Annotated in this window: 16 protein-coding genes; 11 read left to right on the plus strand and 5 right to left on the minus strand. The window is 68.9% G+C overall.

The annotated features are described in order from the left end of the window. Nucleotides 1-61: 61 nt before the first annotated feature. Genes B9C99_RS04805 through B9C99_RS04815 form a run of 3 tightly spaced genes read left to right on the plus strand, consistent with a single transcriptional unit; the run spans nucleotide 62 to nucleotide 3,338 of the window. Entirely contained in the window at nucleotides 62-1,294 is a 1,233-nt protein-coding gene (locus tag B9C99_RS04805) for an iron-containing alcohol dehydrogenase (protein ID WP_016690911.1), read from the plus strand. Beyond that, nucleotides 1,291-2,664, plus strand: a complete 1,374-nt coding sequence (locus tag B9C99_RS04810; RefSeq protein ID WP_016690912.1) for a GAF domain-containing sensor histidine kinase — start codon at nucleotides 1,291-1,293, stop codon at nucleotides 2,662-2,664. The genes B9C99_RS04805 and B9C99_RS04810 overlap by 4 nt, the downstream gene beginning before the upstream one ends. Continuing rightward, nucleotides 2,661-3,338 carry a response regulator transcription factor gene (locus B9C99_RS04815; protein ID WP_016690913.1) on the plus strand — a complete coding sequence of 226 codons (678 nt, stop codon included), beginning with the start codon at nucleotides 2,661-2,663 and terminating at the stop codon, nucleotides 3,336-3,338. The genes B9C99_RS04810 and B9C99_RS04815 overlap by 4 nt, the downstream gene beginning before the upstream one ends. Before the next feature lie 18 nt (nucleotides 3,339-3,356). Here B9C99_RS04815 and B9C99_RS04820 read toward each other — a convergent pair whose 3' ends face one another. Next, entirely contained in the window at nucleotides 3,357-3,701 is a 345-nt protein-coding gene (locus tag B9C99_RS04820; protein WP_088897102.1) for a helix-turn-helix domain-containing protein, read from the minus strand. Between the two features lie 132 nt (nucleotides 3,702-3,833). Between B9C99_RS04820 and B9C99_RS04825 the strand changes: the two genes are divergently transcribed. Beyond that, nucleotides 3,834-4,814 carry an NAD(P)H-dependent oxidoreductase gene (locus B9C99_RS04825; RefSeq protein WP_253249988.1) on the plus strand — a complete coding sequence of 327 codons (981 nt, stop codon included), beginning with the start codon at nucleotides 3,834-3,836 and terminating at the stop codon, nucleotides 4,812-4,814. On the opposite strand, the gene B9C99_RS04830 is transcribed toward B9C99_RS04825, so the two are convergent. The 3 genes from B9C99_RS04830 to mftR form a co-directional block, all read right to left on the minus strand. Further along, nucleotides 4,737-5,180: a hypothetical protein gene (locus B9C99_RS04830; protein ID WP_016690916.1), complete on the minus strand. Its 444-nt coding sequence runs from the start codon at nucleotides 5,178-5,180 to the stop codon at nucleotides 4,737-4,739. The two genes, B9C99_RS04825 and B9C99_RS04830, sit on opposite strands and share 78 nt — an antisense overlap. A gap of 81 nt (nucleotides 5,181-5,261) precedes the next feature. Then, the gene (mftM, locus tag B9C99_RS04835; protein WP_088897103.1) at nucleotides 5,262-6,065 is read right to left on the minus strand and encodes a mycofactocin oligosaccharide methyltransferase MftM; all 804 of its coding nucleotides are present in this window, start codon (nucleotides 6,063-6,065) and stop codon (nucleotides 5,262-5,264) included. Next, on the minus strand, nucleotides 6,062-6,727 hold the full coding sequence (mftR, locus tag B9C99_RS04840) for a mycofactocin system transcriptional regulator (RefSeq protein ID WP_088897104.1): 666 nt from the start codon (nucleotides 6,725-6,727) through the stop codon (nucleotides 6,062-6,064). The genes mftM and mftR overlap by 4 nt, the downstream gene beginning before the upstream one ends. 119 nt (nucleotides 6,728-6,846) lie before the next feature. Between mftR and mftA the strand changes: the two genes are divergently transcribed. Genes mftA through B9C99_RS04875 form a run of 7 tightly spaced genes read left to right on the plus strand, consistent with a single transcriptional unit; the run spans nucleotide 6,847 to nucleotide 14,517 of the window. Then, nucleotides 6,847-6,942, plus strand: coding sequence for a mycofactocin precursor MftA (gene mftA, locus B9C99_RS04845; RefSeq protein ID WP_006553546.1), 96 nt, complete (start codon nucleotides 6,847-6,849; stop codon nucleotides 6,940-6,942). Between the two features lie 40 nt (nucleotides 6,943-6,982). After that, the gene (gene mftB / locus B9C99_RS04850; protein WP_016696156.1) at nucleotides 6,983-7,258 is read left to right on the plus strand and encodes a mycofactocin biosynthesis chaperone MftB; all 276 of its coding nucleotides are present in this window, start codon (nucleotides 6,983-6,985) and stop codon (nucleotides 7,256-7,258) included. Nucleotides 7,259-7,277: 19 nt separating this feature from the next. Next, the gene (gene mftC, locus B9C99_RS04855) at nucleotides 7,278-8,519 is read left to right on the plus strand and encodes a mycofactocin radical SAM maturase (RefSeq protein WP_059383270.1); all 1,242 of its coding nucleotides are present in this window, start codon (nucleotides 7,278-7,280) and stop codon (nucleotides 8,517-8,519) included. Nucleotides 8,520-8,542: 23 nt separating this feature from the next. After that, complete coding sequence (mftD, locus tag B9C99_RS04860) at nucleotides 8,543-9,751, plus strand: pre-mycofactocin synthase MftD (protein ID WP_016696154.1); 1,209 nt, start codon at nucleotides 8,543-8,545, stop codon at nucleotides 9,749-9,751. Nucleotides 9,752-9,764: 13 nt separating this feature from the next. After that, complete coding sequence (locus B9C99_RS04865) at nucleotides 9,765-11,666, plus strand: mycofactocin system FadH/OYE family oxidoreductase 1 (RefSeq protein WP_088897105.1); 1,902 nt, start codon at nucleotides 9,765-9,767, stop codon at nucleotides 11,664-11,666. 50 nt (nucleotides 11,667-11,716) lie between these two features. After that, nucleotides 11,717-12,529 carry a mycofactocin-coupled SDR family oxidoreductase gene (locus B9C99_RS04870; RefSeq protein ID WP_024101647.1) on the plus strand — a complete coding sequence of 271 codons (813 nt, stop codon included), beginning with the start codon at nucleotides 11,717-11,719 and terminating at the stop codon, nucleotides 12,527-12,529. Nucleotides 12,530-12,531: 2 nt separating this feature from the next. Continuing rightward, on the plus strand, nucleotides 12,532-14,517 hold the full coding sequence (locus B9C99_RS04875) for a mycofactocin system FadH/OYE family oxidoreductase 2 (RefSeq protein ID WP_088897106.1): 1,986 nt from the start codon (nucleotides 12,532-12,534) through the stop codon (nucleotides 14,515-14,517). Here the strand turns inward: B9C99_RS04875 and B9C99_RS04880 are convergent. Next, nucleotides 14,492-15,475 (minus strand): GNAT family N-acetyltransferase, encoded by a 984-nt coding sequence (locus B9C99_RS04880; protein ID WP_088897107.1) that lies wholly within the window; start codon nucleotides 15,473-15,475, stop codon nucleotides 14,492-14,494. The genes B9C99_RS04875 and B9C99_RS04880 overlap by 26 nt on opposite strands. Between the last annotated feature and the right edge of the window lie 16 nt (nucleotides 15,476-15,491).

Below are 15,491 nucleotides of genomic sequence, written 5' to 3' on the forward strand. Positions count from 1 at the left end.
CCGTGCACCGTAAGCTGGATCACACAGGTGCGCGGATCGTGCGGATCGTCAGGAGTGAACAGTGGCCGTCGTCATGCCGGGACACCAGAACACGACCCATCCCCGTGCTTCCGCGACCCCTCGGGACGACCACCACGCTTCGGGGCCGGCCCTGGTCAAGTTCCACGCCCCCGAGATCGTCTTCGGGGAAGGCTCGCTCGTCGAAGCGGCCCACGCCGCCGTCCGGCTCGGCGGTGTCCGCCCCATGCTCGTCACCGATCCGGGGCTTATCGAGGCCGGTTGGGTCGACGAACTCCTCGGATACCTGCGTGACCAGGGTGTCGAAGCCACGGTGTGGGCCGGGCTCACCCCCAATCCGAAGGACCACGAGGTCGCCGCCGGTCACGAGCTGTACCGATCGCGGGGCTGCGACGTCCTCGTCGCCCTGGGCGGTGGCTCGGTGATCGACGCCGCGAAGGGCGTCGCGATCCTCGCCGCCAACGGCGGCAACATCCTCGACTACGAGGGCGTCGACCGCGCGCCGCTTCCCATTCCGCCCATGGTCATGGTGCCGTCGACGTCCGGGACAGGAGCCGACGTCTCCCAGTTCTGCGTGGTCACCGACACCGCTCGTGGCAGCAAGATCACCATCATCGGGCGGTCGCTCGTCCCCGACCTCACGGTGATCGATCCGCGACTGCTCACCACCATGCCCGCCGACCTCAACGCCGCCACCGGACTCGACGCCCTCACCCACGGCATCGAGGCGTTCGTCTCCCGCGCCCACAACCCCCTCACCGACCATCACGCACTGCGGGCGGTCGGCATGGTCACCGGCACGCTCGTACGCACGATCGACGACCCGACCTACATGCCCGCTCGCGCCACCATGGCCCAGGCGAGCCTCGAGGCCGGACTCGCGTTCACCAACGCGATTCTCGGCGCCGCCCACGCGATGAGCCATCAGGTCGGCGGGCTGCTGGATCTGCCGCACGGGGTCATCAACGGCGTGCTGTTGCCGCACGTCATCCGGTTCAACGGCGCCGATAACCCCGAGCCGTTCGTCCAGGTCGCCGCGACCCTCGGTCTGGAGGAGGCGCGCGGTGCCGCGCCCGAGGCCGTCGAGGCCGTCGCGGCGCGCATCGACGCTCTCGCCCGTCAGGTGGGTGTGCCGCGCGGACTGCGCCAACTCGGTGTGCGGGAGGAAGACCTGCCGCGACTCGCGGAGGGATCCCTGCGCGACGCGTGCATGTCGACGAATCCGCGCACCGCGACCCGCGAGCAGATGATCGAGTTGTTCCGGACGGCGATGTGAGTGCTCCCGACCTGTCGGCACTGACCGGACTCCGCTCCGGGAAGTCGACCTTCTATCCGCAATATCGCGGCGCCGCCGAGCGACTCGAACGCGTCGTCCACGCACTCGAGCTGATCTCCCGGGCGCTGGTGCGCACGGTCGAAGGGCCGGAGACGCTCATCTGCGCCGTTGCCGAGGCCGCCCGCGCACACCTGAGTGCGACGTGGGTGGCCTTCGCTCTCGCCGACGGTGTCCTGCCCGATGCCGGACCGCGCAGGCTCGTGCTCGGCCCCGACGCGACCCCCTTCCTCGTCGACAACGTCGAGGGACCGCCCCTGCCCGACGAGGTCGTGGCCCTGCTCGACGCCGTGCGCACCGGAGCCGTCGAGCGACGCGAGCTGGTCGAGAACCACCACGCGTTCGTGCCCATCGTCCTCGACGGGGGAGTCGCCGGTGCCATCGCCGCGTGGACACCGGAGCACCGCGCCCTCGACACCACCGACCGCGCCGTTCTGTCGATCCTCGCAAGCCAGACCGCGGTGGCGCTGCAGAACTCCGCTCTCTACCAGCGCGGGCAGCTCCTGCTCGAACGCGCCGAACAGGCCTACCGCGAAGCGAACCGCGCCGCCGCCGACCTGCAGGCACGCAACGAGGAACTCGAAGCGACCCTGAAGAAACTCGCCGTCACGCAGCGGCAGCTGGGCGTCGCCCACCGCAACCAGGCGCTCGACGAGGAACGCCACCGCATCGCACGCGAACTCCACGACAGTGTCACACAGGCCGTGCTCTCGGCGGGCATGCAGATCGAGGTGTGCCGCAGCGACATCCCCGACACCGAACGCAGCGAACGACTCGATCTCGCCAAGGAACTCACCCGCGGCGCCGTCGAGCAGTTGCGGTCGGCGATCTACGCGCTGAACCGGCCGTCCGATTCCGAACGGATGTCGTTGCCGGAGATGCTCGAACAGCTCAGCGTGGCTCACATGCCGGGCGAACTCGAGGTCAGGACGAGGATGGGCGGCACGCCGGTCGAGCTGAGCGGCGAGGCCGAGCACGCCCTGCTCAGGATCGCCGGCGAAGCGCTGTTCAACGCGGCGGTGCACGCCAACGCGAGTCGCGTGGTGCTGCGGCTCAGTTACGGACGCGACGCGGTCCTGCTGTCGGTGGCCGACGACGGCGACGGCGACCCCGCGCGTCTACGGGTGATGCTGCGGCTGGCCGCCAACGACCTCGACGGGAGCCACCGCGGTCTCGCGAACATGCAGGCCCGCGCCCGCGAACTCGGCGGCACGCTCGAGGTGCGTCGTTCGCGACTCGGCGGTGTGCGGATAGCGGCCCGGATTCCGTTGCAGGACAATGCTGTAGCTCAACAGGTGGGAGAACCGTCATGACCGTCACGCCGCCGCAGGCGACCCCGCGGGCGCGGCCCGGCACGGTGCGCATCGCACTCGTCGACGACCACGCGATCCTCCGCCAGGGACTCCGCTCGATCCTCGACCGCGAGCCGGATCTCGAAGTGGTGGGGGAGGCTTCGACGGACGCGGAGGCGCTCGCACTCGTCGACCGCATGCGCCCCGACATCGTGCTGCTCGACCTCAAGCTCTCGGCCGGATCGGACTTCGAGGGACTGGGATTGTGCGGACGGCTGTCCTCGGCGCATCCGGGTATCGGCCTGCTCGTCCTCACCACCTTCCTCGACGAACAGCTCGTCGTGCGGGCCGTGCACGCCGGCGCGCGCGGTTACGTCGTCAAGGACGTCGACACCACCGAGCTGGTGCGCGCCATCCGGGCGGTTTCCCGCGGCGAGAGCGCCTTCGACTCGCGCAGTGCCGCGGCGGTCGTGCGTTCGCTCAACGGGCAGGGTGCACCCGCCGAACAGTTGACCGGCCGCGAACTCGAGGTGCTGAAGCTTCTCGCCGCCGGCATGTCGAACGTGAAGATCGGTGAGCAGCTGTTCATCTCGGCCACCACCGTGAAGTTCCACGTCAGCAACATCATGCGCAAACTCGGGGTGAGCCGCCGAGCCGAGGCGGTCTACGCCGCGAGTAAGCAGGGGTTGATCTGACCCCCGCTCTCCCGACACTCAGCTGCGCTCGGTGAGCCTGCTGCTGTAGGCCGCACCCCAGTCGTCGAGCCACGCGACGGCCGGCTCGAGGGTCCGGCCGAGCTCGGTCAGCTCGTACTCCACCCGTGGCGGTACCTCGGCGAAGACCGTGCGCGACACGATTCCGTCGGCCTCCAGTTCGCGGAGCTGCCGGGTGAGCACTCGCGCGCTGACGGGACCGACACGCCGGCCCAGCTCGCCGAACCGACATGGCCCGTCGATCAGGTTCTTGACGATCGTGAGCTTCCACGCGCCCCCGAGGACCGCCACGGCGATCTCCACCGGGCACACCTGCATCGCCGTCTCCACGGCCTTCCGTGTCATCGGAACTCCTCGGTCATCAAGAATCGCTGGTCATCAGGAATCCCTGCTCATCGCCGATCGTTACATCTCGGTCCGTATGTGATCGCAAAGTGCGTACTTCCCATAGCGTTCCCGTCCCCAGACTATGGAGACATGGCCGAGAAGAACAGTGCAGAAAAGGACAGTGCAGAAAAGGACAGTGCAGAAAAGGACAGTGCAGAAAAGGACAGTGCAGAAAAGGACAGTGCAGAAAAAGACAGTGCAGAAAAAGACAGTGTCGAAAAGGACAGTGTCGAGAAGGGCAGCGTTCTGTGGGTGCACGCCCACCCGGACGACGCCTCCCTGGGGCACGCCCTCGTCCGCTCGGGGGCGGCACGACTACGCGAGTCGGGCACGCGCGTCGCGATCTCGGATCTCTACGCGATGAACTGGAATCCGGTGCTCGCCGACGCCGACTTCGGTACGGCGCCGGGGAGCACGTTGTCGGAGCGGCAGAAGAACGCCACAGCCACCGGGCTCCTCGCCGACGACATCCGTCGCGAACAGGACGCGCTGCGCGCCGCCGACCACTTCGTGGTGTCTTTCCCACTGTGGTGGTACGGCATGCCGGCGATCCTGAAGGGATGGTTCGACCGCGTGTTCACCAACGGCTTCGCGTTCGGTGTCCGCGACGAGCGTGGCCGCGTCCGCAAGTACGGCGACGGGGGACTGGCCGGCAGAACGATGCTCGCCGTCGTCACGGCGGGCGATCGGGCCGCAGCGCTCGGACCGCGCGGAATCAGCGGGTCGATCGATCACGTGCTGTGGCCGCTCCTGCACGATACGGGCTTCTACACCGGAATGCGGGTACTGCGACCGCATCTCGTCGCGAGTGCCGACCGGCTCGACGAGGAGACCTTCCTGCGCGAGGAGCGTCGTCTCCACGATCGTCTCGACGGCTTGTCGTCGGAATCCGCAATTCCGTACAGGCCGCTGCGCGGAGGAGAGTACGACCGCGAGCACGTGCTCGTCGACCACGTCCGCCCGGGCGAGTACGGCCCCGACGTCCACACCGCCTCAGCGCCCGCTCGGAGCAGACGAGTGCAACGGTACGAGTACCGACAGTGCGCCGGTGTACACGATCAGGCGCAGTAGCGGTCCGCCTCCGAGAAGTTGTCGGGTGATCTCCCGGACCCGTCGGCCCTCGTCCTCACCCGGCGGTGCGGCGAGCACGATCGCGGGACCGGACCCGGGCCGGGTCGCGGTGACGAGCAGGCACTCCTCCGAGGCGGTGAGTACCGGAATGTCGTTCTCGCCGTCGGTCTTTCCGATCGTCACGGCGTCGTAGTCGGAGTCGTCCGCGTCGTCGTGGTAGACGAGCAGTCGCACGTCCGGCCGCTCGGGGAGCGGCCGGCAGTCCGTCACCACTCCGGACGAGGACATCTGCCGGTCCGCGGCGCGGCGGGGAAGGACGACGCGGCGGGTCGTCCGGCCGAAGTGGCTCTCGGCGATGTGGTTCATCGCGCCACCTCCTTCCGTCCACACCGGGTATTCGTCGCCGGAGGGGAATCGGATGGGCGGGCAGGCGGATGGCCGGGTGGATCAGTCGACGACGAGCCACCCGCCGTGGTGTTCGAACACCTCGAAGGGACGCCCCGTGCTGCGCCCCAGTTCCTCGAGCGCGGGCAGGTCGAAGGTGCGCACGTGCCCATGGCAGGCCGTCGCCTCGTCCTCGAACGGCACCGCGACCACCACCCGCTCCCGGGCGATCCGCAGCGCCTCGGCGAGGATCGTGGCACCGAGGGTGTCGTCGACGTGCTCGAGCAGGTGGATCGCGGTGACGGTGTCGGCGCTGTCGTCGGGCACCGGAACGTTCGCCGCGTCGCACACGAGCGAGTCGACGTGCAGTCCGAGTCGCGGTGCGACCGCATCGAGCAGGCGCATCGTGCCGGACAGGATGTCGGTGGCGGTGACGGCGGTGCCGGCGGCGGCTAGCCGCAGCGGCAGGAAACCGAAACACGACCCCAGATCGAGGACGCTCCCACGCACGAGTTCGGCCGCGCGATCGTGGATGGGCGCGAAATCGGCTGTACCGTCGAGCAGTTCGCCGAGCGAGTTGCGGTAGTAGGTGACCCACGAGTCGAGGGCGCCCGGCACCGTGGAGCGGACGAGTCCCACCATCGTCAGCTCGAACTCGTCCTGGCCGAACTCGGCATCCTGGATCGAGGCGGTCACCTCGGCGACGAGGCGCTCGCTGAGCTGCTCGGCCGTGAGGGAATGCGTGACGTGGAGCCTATCGTCCTCCCGCCGGACGTTCAGCGGCCCGGCGGGTACGCGTTCGACCGTCACGTGGTCGTGTGTCCACCGGCCCGGGCTGCAGGGAGCGAGCGAATCGAGCAGGGTCATTGTTTCGCAACCTTTTTCGGAGGTGTGGAAGGGGGCAACGTGGAAGGGGAGTGCGGGTCACTGTAGTCGAGACCGGCGGTCAGTGTCCCCATCCCGATGGCCAGGTATTCGTGCAGATCCGATCCGGGTTCGTCGAGCCACGCCTCGTAGGCGGAAATCGCGACACCGAGCAGCAGATAGCCGACGGTGCGGGGGATGTGGTCGTCGGGATCGGCCCCGGTGCGACGGGCGACGAACTCGGCGACGACACGTCTCCAGCCCTGGTACATCACCGACGAATAGCCCTGCAGCGCGGGCGTGTGCAGGATGAGCCCCATCCGCGCGCGGTGTCGTTCGGCCTCGCTGTCGGGGAAGGTGTTGAAGTCGTGCAGGGCGGTGGTCAGCGCTTCGGAGAGCGGAACGTCCTCGGGGATCGATTCGAGGCTCGCGCGCATGCCGGCGAGGTGTTCGTCGAAGTTCCCCCATGCCACCTCGTTCTTCGACGGGAAGTAGCGGAAGAAGGTGCGTCGCGCGATGCCGGCTGCCTCGGCGATGTCGTCGATGCTCGTCTCGTCGAAGCCCGCCTCCATGAACAGTTCGATGCCGATCGCGGCGAGTTCCTCCTTCGAGGTGGACGGGCGGCGACCTATCCGAGCGGACGGTTTCCCGCGGCTGCGCGTCATTCTTCCTCCCGGAGGGGTGACATTCTGCACTCGATGTCATTACAGTAGTGAACCGGCTCACAGCGCAAGTCCACTGTGACCACCGACTCCGATCCAGGAGAAGAAACCGAGGAGGAAACATGTCCGATCGTGACAACGCCGTGATCGAATCCGATCTGATCGAGGAATCCCTCGTCGAGGAGGTCTCCATCGACGGCATGTGCGGCGTGTACTGACATGACCGCGCCCGGAGCCACCGACGTGTCCCCCGTAGCAATGGACACCGAGTTGTTCGATCCGGGTGCCGGCTGGCGGCTCCACCCGCAGGTAGCGCTTCGCCCCGAGCCGTTCGGGGCGTTGCTCTACCACTTCGGCACCCGCAAGTTGTCGTTCCTGAAGAACACCGTCATCGTCGACGTCGTCCGATCCCTCGGCGACCACGGTTCGGTGCGAGAAGCGTTGCGAGCGCACGGGATCGACGAGAACGCCGAGCGGCCCTACGTGCGTGCCCTGGGCACCCTGGCCGATTCGCACATGATCGTTCCTGCCTGACGTCTGTAAGGACCAGCCCATGACCTCGCTGCTCGAACCGCCCACCACCTCCGCCCCACCCAAGGTCGGCCGCCTCGTCGACCAGTTCGAGAAGGGCCTCGACGCCCCGATCTGCCTGACCTGGGAGCTCACCTACGCCTGCAACCTCTCGTGCGTGCACTGCCTGTCCTCGTCGGGCAAGCGCGACCCGCGCGAACTGTCGACCGAACAGTGCAAGGCGATCATCGACGAGCTGCAGCGCATGCAGGTCTTCTACGTCAACATCGGTGGCGGCGAACCCACCGTGCGATCCGACTTCTGGGAACTCGTCGACTACGCCACCGAACACCAGGTGGGCGTGAAGTTCTCGACCAACGGTGTGCGCATCGACAAGAAGGTCGCCGCCCGGCTGGCCGCCTCCGACTACGTCGACGTGCAGATCTCCCTCGACGGTGCCACCGCCGAGGTCAACGACGCCGTGCGCGGGCCGGGTTCGTTCGCGATGGCCGTGCGCGCGCTGGAGAACCTGTCCGAGGCGGGTTTCCGCGACGCGAAGATCTCCGTCGTCGTCACCCGCCAGAACGTCGACCAGCTCGACGAGTTCAAGGCTCTCGCCGACCGCTACGGCGCGACGCTGCGCATCACGCGACTGCGCCCGTCCGGCCGCGCCGTGGACGTGTGGGACGATCTGCATCCCACCCACGAGCAGCAGCGGCAGCTCTACGACTGGCTCGTCGCCCACGGCGAGGGCGTGCTCACCGGCGACTCGTTCTTCCACCTGTCCGCCTTCGGCGGCGAGGGCGGCGGCTCGCTGCCCGGACTGAACCTGTGCGGCGCGGGACGGGTGGTGTGCCTGATCGATCCGGTCGGCGACGTCTACGCGTGCCCGTTCGCGATCCACGAGAACTTCCACGCCGGGAACATCCTCACCGATGGTGGTTTCGCGTCGGTGTGGAAGAACTCCGAGCTGTTCCGCGAGCTGCGCGAACCGCAGTCCGCCGGTGCGTGCGCGTCGTGCAACTTCTTCGATGCGTGCCGCGGCGGTTGCATGGCCGCAAAGTTCTTCACCGGCCTGCCGATGGACGGCCCCGATCCCGAATGCGTGCAGGGCTACGGACAGTCCGCGCTCGAGGCCGAGCGCACCGTGCCGCAGTCGAGCGTCGACCACTCGCGTACCGGAAAGCGCGCCGAACGGCGCACCCCGGCCGCCCCGGTACCGCTGACCCTGCTCACCAAACCCCCCGCCAAGTTCTGCGACGAGAATCCGCTCGCAGGGCTCTAGATCTTCCGAGGAGACGACCGACGATGGCCAAGCCTTCCTGGTTGAAGAATCCGTGGGCCCAGGACCCGTGGTTCGAGACCGTCGCAATCGCACAGCAGCGCGCCCGTAAGCGCCTGCCCAAGTCCGTCTACGGCGCGCTCGTCGCCGGGTCCGAGGCCGGCATCACGGTCGACGACAACACCACCGCCTTCCGCGAACTCGGATTCGCCCCGCACGTCGCGGGACTGTCCGACAAGCGGGAGATGGCCACGACCATCATGGGCCAGGATGTGTCTCTGCCCGTGATGATCTCGCCGACCGGCGTGCAGGCCGTGCACCCCGACGGTGAGGTCGCCGTGGCCCGCGCGGCCGCCGCCCGCGGTACGGCGATGGGTCTGTCGTCGTTCGCGAGCAAGTCCATCGAGGAGGTCGCGGCGGTCAACGACAAGACCTTCTTCCAGATGTACTGGGTGGGCAGCCGCGACACGCTGATCCAGCGCATGGAACGTGCCCGTGCCGCCGGTGCGAAGGGTCTGATCATGACCCTGGACTGGTCGTTCTCCAACGGTCGCGACTGGGGCAGCCCCGCCATCCCGGAGCGGATGAATCTCGAGGCGATGATCAAGTTCGCCCCCGAGGGCATCACCCGCCCGAAGTGGCTGCTCGAATGGGCGAAGACCGGCGGGGTGCCGGATCTGACCACCCCCAATCTCACTCCGCCGGAGGGTCAGGCCCCGACCTTCTTCGGTGCGTACGGCGAGTGGATGACCACGCCCCTGCCCACCTGGGAGGACGTCGCGTGGCTGCGCGAGCAGTGGGGCGACGCGCCGTTCATGCTCAAGGGCGTCATGCGCGTCGACGACGCCAAGCGCGCCGTCGATGCCGGGGTCACCGCCATCTCGGTGTCCAACCACGGCGGCAACAACCTCGACGGCACCCCGGCACCGATCCGGGCGTTGCCGGCGATCGCCGAAGCGGTGGGCAAGGACGTCGAGGTGCTGCTCGACGGTGGTATCCGCCGCGGTAGCGACGTCGTCAAGGCGATCGCGCTCGGTGCCAGGGCCGTGCTCATCGGCCGCGCGTACCTGTGGGGTCTGGCCGCGAACGGTCAGGCCGGTGTGGAGAACGTCCTCGACATCCTGTCCGGCGGAATCGGTTCCGCCCTCATGGGTCTGGGCAAGAACTCGATCCACGAGCTCACCCCCGACGACGTCTTCGTGCCGGACGGTTTTCGCCGCGATCTCGGCATCTGACCGAACGGACGACATGAGCCCCGCGCTCACCGAACCGATCACCCTCGCCGGACGCACCGTTCCGGCGAGGGTGATCTTCGGTCCGCATGTCACGAATCTCGGTGACGGTCGGTCGTTCTCGGACCGCCACGTCGCGTACTACGCGCGACGTGCGCGGGGTGGGTGCGGGATCGTCGTGACGGAGACGGCGTCGGTGCACCCGTCCGACCATCCCTACGAACGTGCGCCGCTGGCCGAGTACTGCGGCGACGGCTACCGGCGGATCGCCGAGGCCTGTCGTCCGCACGGCACCCTCGTGCTCGCGGGCCTCGGTCATCGCGGCCTGCAGGGTTCGAGCGCGTGGACCCGCGCACCGCTGTGGGCGCCCTCGCGCGTGCCGGACCCGGGGACACGCGAACTACCCGCCGAGGCGACCGAGCGCGAGATCGCCGAGCTGGTCGAGTCCTTCGCCTGCGCCGCCACCGTCGCCGTGGAGGCGGATCTCGACGGGGTGGAACTCGACGCGGGACCGACCTCGCTGCTGCGGCAGTTCCTCTCCGGGCTGACCAACCATCGCGACGACGCCTACGGCACCGACCGCCTGCGGCTGCTGCGCGAGGTGATCGCCGCCGTGCGCACGCGGATCGGCGCGGATCGCATCCTCGCACTGAGACTCTCGTGCGACGAGAACGCGCCGTGGGCGGGCATCACACCCGAGATCGCCGCCGGATACGTCCGCGCGATCGCGCCGTCGATCGACCTGCTGACCGTGGTACGCGGTGGGTTGTTCTCACCCGAGTCGTATCGGCCCGACGCGCATGTCCCTGCCGGATTCAACGACGACCTGTGCCACCGCGTCCGTGACGAGATCGCCGGATCGGTCCCGATCGCTCTGCAGGGCGGCATCGTCGACGTCGGACACGCGCAACGGGCGCTTTCCGACGGCGCGTGCGACCTGGTCGAGATGACCCGCGCGCAGATCGCCGACCCCGACCTCGTCGTCGTCGCCCGTCGTGGTCGTCGGCCGCGTCCCTGCGTGCGCTGCAACCAGGCGTGCCTCGTCGACGACTTCCACAATCCGGTTGTGGGGTGCATCGCGAACCCGGAGGCCGGCGACGAGACACGGGACCCACCCGGACCGGTGACTTCCGCACGCGACGTACTCGTGGTGGGTGCCGGACCCGCCGGCCTGGAAGCAGCCCGCGTGGCCTCGACGCGCGGTCACCGTGTCGTCCTGGTCGAGGCGGACGAGCGGGTCGGTGGGACGATCGCCACCGTCTCACGCGGTGGCCGGCCCGACTTCGCTGCGCTCGTCGACTGGCTCGACCAGCAGTGCCTCGAGTCCGGCGTCGACATCCGTACCGGCACGGAAGTCGGTGCCGCCGACATCGAGAGCGCACTCGCCGCTGGCACCGCGGTCGTGCTGGCCACCGGCGGGCTGCCACGTCCGCCCTCCTTTCCGGTGACTGCGCCCGAGCGGTACGCGACCGCCGCGGAGGTGCTGTCGGGGAAACGGCCTCCTACGTCCCCGGTGGTCGTGTGGGATCCGATGGGTGGTCCGGTGGCGAGGGCCGTCGTCGACCGTCTCGTGGAGCGCGGTATGGAGGTCCACTACGCGACGGGTGATCCGGTGGCCGGATCACGACTCGCGCCGACGGGGGACCTCGTCGCCTTCGACGTCCGCATGCAGCGGGCGGGCGTGGCGAGACATCTCGGGTGCCGGGTCGGTTCGGTCGATGCCGAAGGCGTCGTGCTCGTCGACAGGGTGTCCGGGGAATCCACGCGGGTCGCGGACGCTGTCCTGGTCGACTGCGCACCCCTGCTACCGGCAGAAGTGTCCGAGTGGCCGGGATCGTGGTCGATCGGCGACCGGGCGGCCCCGAGAAGCGTGCGCGAAGCCGTCCGAGAGGGATACCGGGTGGCCACGGCGCTGTAACGTGGGGCACACTGAAACGCGTTCTAATCCGGGTCTACGGAAGGGCCGACATGGGAGATTTCGACGGCAAGGTCGTCTTCATCACCGGGATCGCACGCGGGCAGGGCCGCAACCACGCCATCCGGTTCGCGCGCGAGGGCGCGTCCGTCATCGGCGTCGACATCGCGGCCCCGGTCTCGGAGTACGTGACCTACGAGCAGGCCACCGAGGACGACTTCCACGAGACGGTCCGCCTCGTGGAAGAGGCCGGCGGAAAGATCCTCGCCCGCGTCGCGGACGTGCGCGACAGTGCCGCACTGAAGGCCGTCGTCGACGAGGGCGTCGCCCAGTTCGGGCGACTCGACGTGGTCGTCGCCAATGCCGGTATCTGCAGCTGGAACCGCTTCTGGGAGATGCCCGACGACCAGTTCGAAGAGCTGATCGACATCAACCTCACCGGTGTCTTCAAGACCCTCAAGGCCGCCGCCCCCGCGATGATCGAGGCCGGCAACGGTGGATCGATCATCGTCGTCAGTTCGGTGGCGGGCCTCAAGGCGATGCCGGGGCAGATCAACTACGCGGCAGCCAAATTCGGTCTCGTCGGCATCACGCAGGCGGCGGCGAAGGAACTCGGCCCGTACCGGATCCGGGTCAACTCCATCCACCCCTACGGTGTGAACACCCCGATGGGCACCGACGTCAGCGTCCTGAAGCTGTTCGAGAAGAATCCGTCGTGGGGGCCGAACTTCGTCCCCATCCTCACCGAGAAGCCCGCGGCCGACCCCGACGACATCTCCGAGACCGTGTTGTTCCTCGCGAGCGATCGGGCCTCCACGATCACCGGCAGTCAGATGGCCATCGACCAGGGCAACTCGAAGGTCTGACGGTGACGCGCACGGGGACCGGAACCGTTCCGCACGCGTCGTTGCGGATCGGTCCGGTCACCCTGCGCAATCGCATCGTCTTCCCGGCGCACCTGACCAACTTCTCGGTCGACGGCACCGTCACCGACCGGCACATCGCGTACTACGAAGCCAGGGCACGCGGCGGCGCGTCGATGATCGTCACCGAGGAGCACACCGTGCACCCCTCGGACCGGCCCTACGAGAAACTGATCCGCGGCTGGGACCCGGACGTCGTCACCGGTTACCGCCGCCTCACCGACGCCGTCCACCGGCACGGCACGCGGATCCTCGCGCAGCTCAACCACAACGGCGCGCAGGGCACCTCGATGTACACGGGGCAACCGTTGTGGGCGCCGAGCCCCGAACCCGACCCGCTCTTCCGTGAGGTCCCGCGCGCGGTGACGGAATCCGACCTCGCCGAACTCGTCGCGGGCTACGCCGACGTCGCCCGCCGCTGCGCCGAGGGCGGCTTCGACGGTGTCGAGATCCAGTGCTCCCAGGCATCGGTCCTGCGTGCCTTCCTCGCACCCGCGACGAACCGTCGCACCGACCGTTACGGCGGGGATCTCACGGGGCGGGCCCACCTGCTGCTCGAGGTCGTGTCCGCGGTGCGGGGGGCCGTCGGGCGCGACCGTGTCGTGGGCGTGCGACTGACGGGTCACGACGGCACCGAGGGCGGTGTCGGTATCGACGACGCCGTGCAGGTCGCGCGGATGCTCGAGGCGAGCGGCGACGCCGACTACCTCAACACGTCCGTGGGCGTCGCGACCGAGACGTTGCATCTGGTCGAAGCGCCGATGTCCACCCCGCACGGTTATTCACTGTTCGTCCCCGACGCGATCCGGGCAGCGGTGTCGCTGCCGGTCGTCGGGGTCGGGCGCTTCACCCGACCCGAACAGGTCGGTGCCGCGCTCGCCGACGGAGTGTGCGATCTGGTCGGCGCCGTGCGTGCGCAGATCGCCGACCCGGAGTTCGCGAACAAGGCCCTCTCCGGACGCGACGACGAGATTCGGCCGTGCATCGGCTGCAATCAGGAATGCATCGGACGGGTCGGGCTCAACCGTCCCATCGCGTGCGCGGTCAATCCCCATGCCGGGTACGAATCCGACGCTCCCGCCGCGACCGCCGTACCGCATCGGGTCGTCGTCGTCGGCGGCGGACCCGCGGGTCTGCAGGCTGCGGTGACGGCTGCCGGACAGGGGCATTCGGTCACGCTACTCGAACGGAACCGGTGCACCGGCGGCCAGATCCGTGAGGCGGCCGCGGCGCCGCACCGTGCAGAGCTGCTCGGTGCGGTGACGCACCTCGACGCCGAGTGTCGGCGCAGGGGAGTGGACATCCGCACCGGTGTGACCGCGGATGCCGCGACCCTGCGTGCGTTCGCACCCGACGTCGTGGTCGTCGCGACGGGTGCGCGCCCACACCGGCCCGCCTGGGCGGGATCGTCGGCGCGGGTGAGCGACGTGCGCGATGTGCTCACCGGTCGCACTGCACCCTCCGGCCGGGTCCTCGTCGTCGACGATCTCGGTTTCCACCAGGCGACGTCCGTCGCCGAACTGCTGGCGGACCGGGGATGTGCGGTGACGGTGTGCACGCCGGGGATGCTCGTCGGCCAGGATCTCGGCCTGACGCTCGAGCTCGACGGCTGGTTGCGCCGCGCCCACGCCACGCGGATCGAGCGACTCACCGGCGTCGCCGTCGGCGGTGTCGTGGACCTGCCGGACGGTGCCGAGGTCACCGTGGTCCACCACGCGACCGGCGAGCCGACGACGCTCACGGTGGACGCGGTCGTCGTCGCCACCCATCAGGAGCCCGTCGACGAGTTGTGGCGGGAACTCACAGGAGCCGGCACGAGGGTGATCCGCGTGGGCGATGCGGTGACCCCACGCCGCCTGCACGCCGCGATCGCCGAGGGGGAGCGGGCCGCCAGGGACCTGGCTCCTACGTCTCCAGCCCGCGACGCATGACGATCCGCGGCCACCGGTCGAGACCGTTCTTCCGTTCCTCCACGCGGATCCGGGTGAGACCAGGGGAGAGGGCATCGTCCGGGACGGTGCGGAAGCCGAGACGCGCGTAATACGGGCCGTTCCAGGGCACGTCGCGGTAGGTGGTCAGCGTCAGCGACCCGAACCCGGTGTCCCGAGCCCACCCCGCGACGTGCTCGATCAGCTCGCGTCCGATCCCGCGACGCGCGTGATCGGGATGCACCGACACCTGCTCGATGTGGACACCGTTGTCGACGAGGTCGGCCACGAGATACGCGACCGCTCGTCCCTGCTCGTCGAACCACGCCCAGCAGCGGCCCGCGTCCCGGTGAGCGCGCAACTCCTCGACGGACGGAGGATCGTCGTCGGCGACGAACGCCATCCCGATCTCGGCGAAGGGCTTGCCCGCCGCGCGTTCGATCTCCTGCAGCACCGGCAGGTCGTCGTCGGTCGCCGGACGGATCGGGGGCAGTTCCTTGCAGTAGTACATCGCCGTCGGTGATTCTGCGTAGAGCCCGAAGCGCTCGGTCATCGGCACGTACCCGGCCTTCGCGTACAGCGCGATCGCCTCGGGTTGCTCGCTGCCCGTCTCGAGGATCATGCGACGGCGACCGGCATCGGTCGCCGTGCGCTCCAGCGCACCCAGCACCCGTGCTGCCACACCGCGGCGCCGCATGCTCGCCCGCACGTACATCCGCTTGATCTCGGCATCATCGTCGCGCACCCCTCGATGCGAATGCTCCGGTGCACGCCAGCCGCCGATCCCGGCCGGAACCCCGTCGGCCACCGCCAGGAGGAACACCCCGCGTGGCGGTTCGAATTCGTGCGGCGCCAGTTCCGTGTCGTCGGGTCCGCCGTACCTCCGCACGTATTCGAGCTGGACCTCGCCGATGAGGTCCTGCACGTCCGGATCGTCCAGCGGACGAGGTTCGATCAGCACCGGGAAAGCGTACCGA

Origin of the sequence: Rhodococcus sp. BUPNP1, from assembly GCF_002215235.1 — a bacterium.
Lineage (GTDB): Bacteria > Actinomycetota > Actinomycetes > Mycobacteriales > Mycobacteriaceae > Rhodococcus.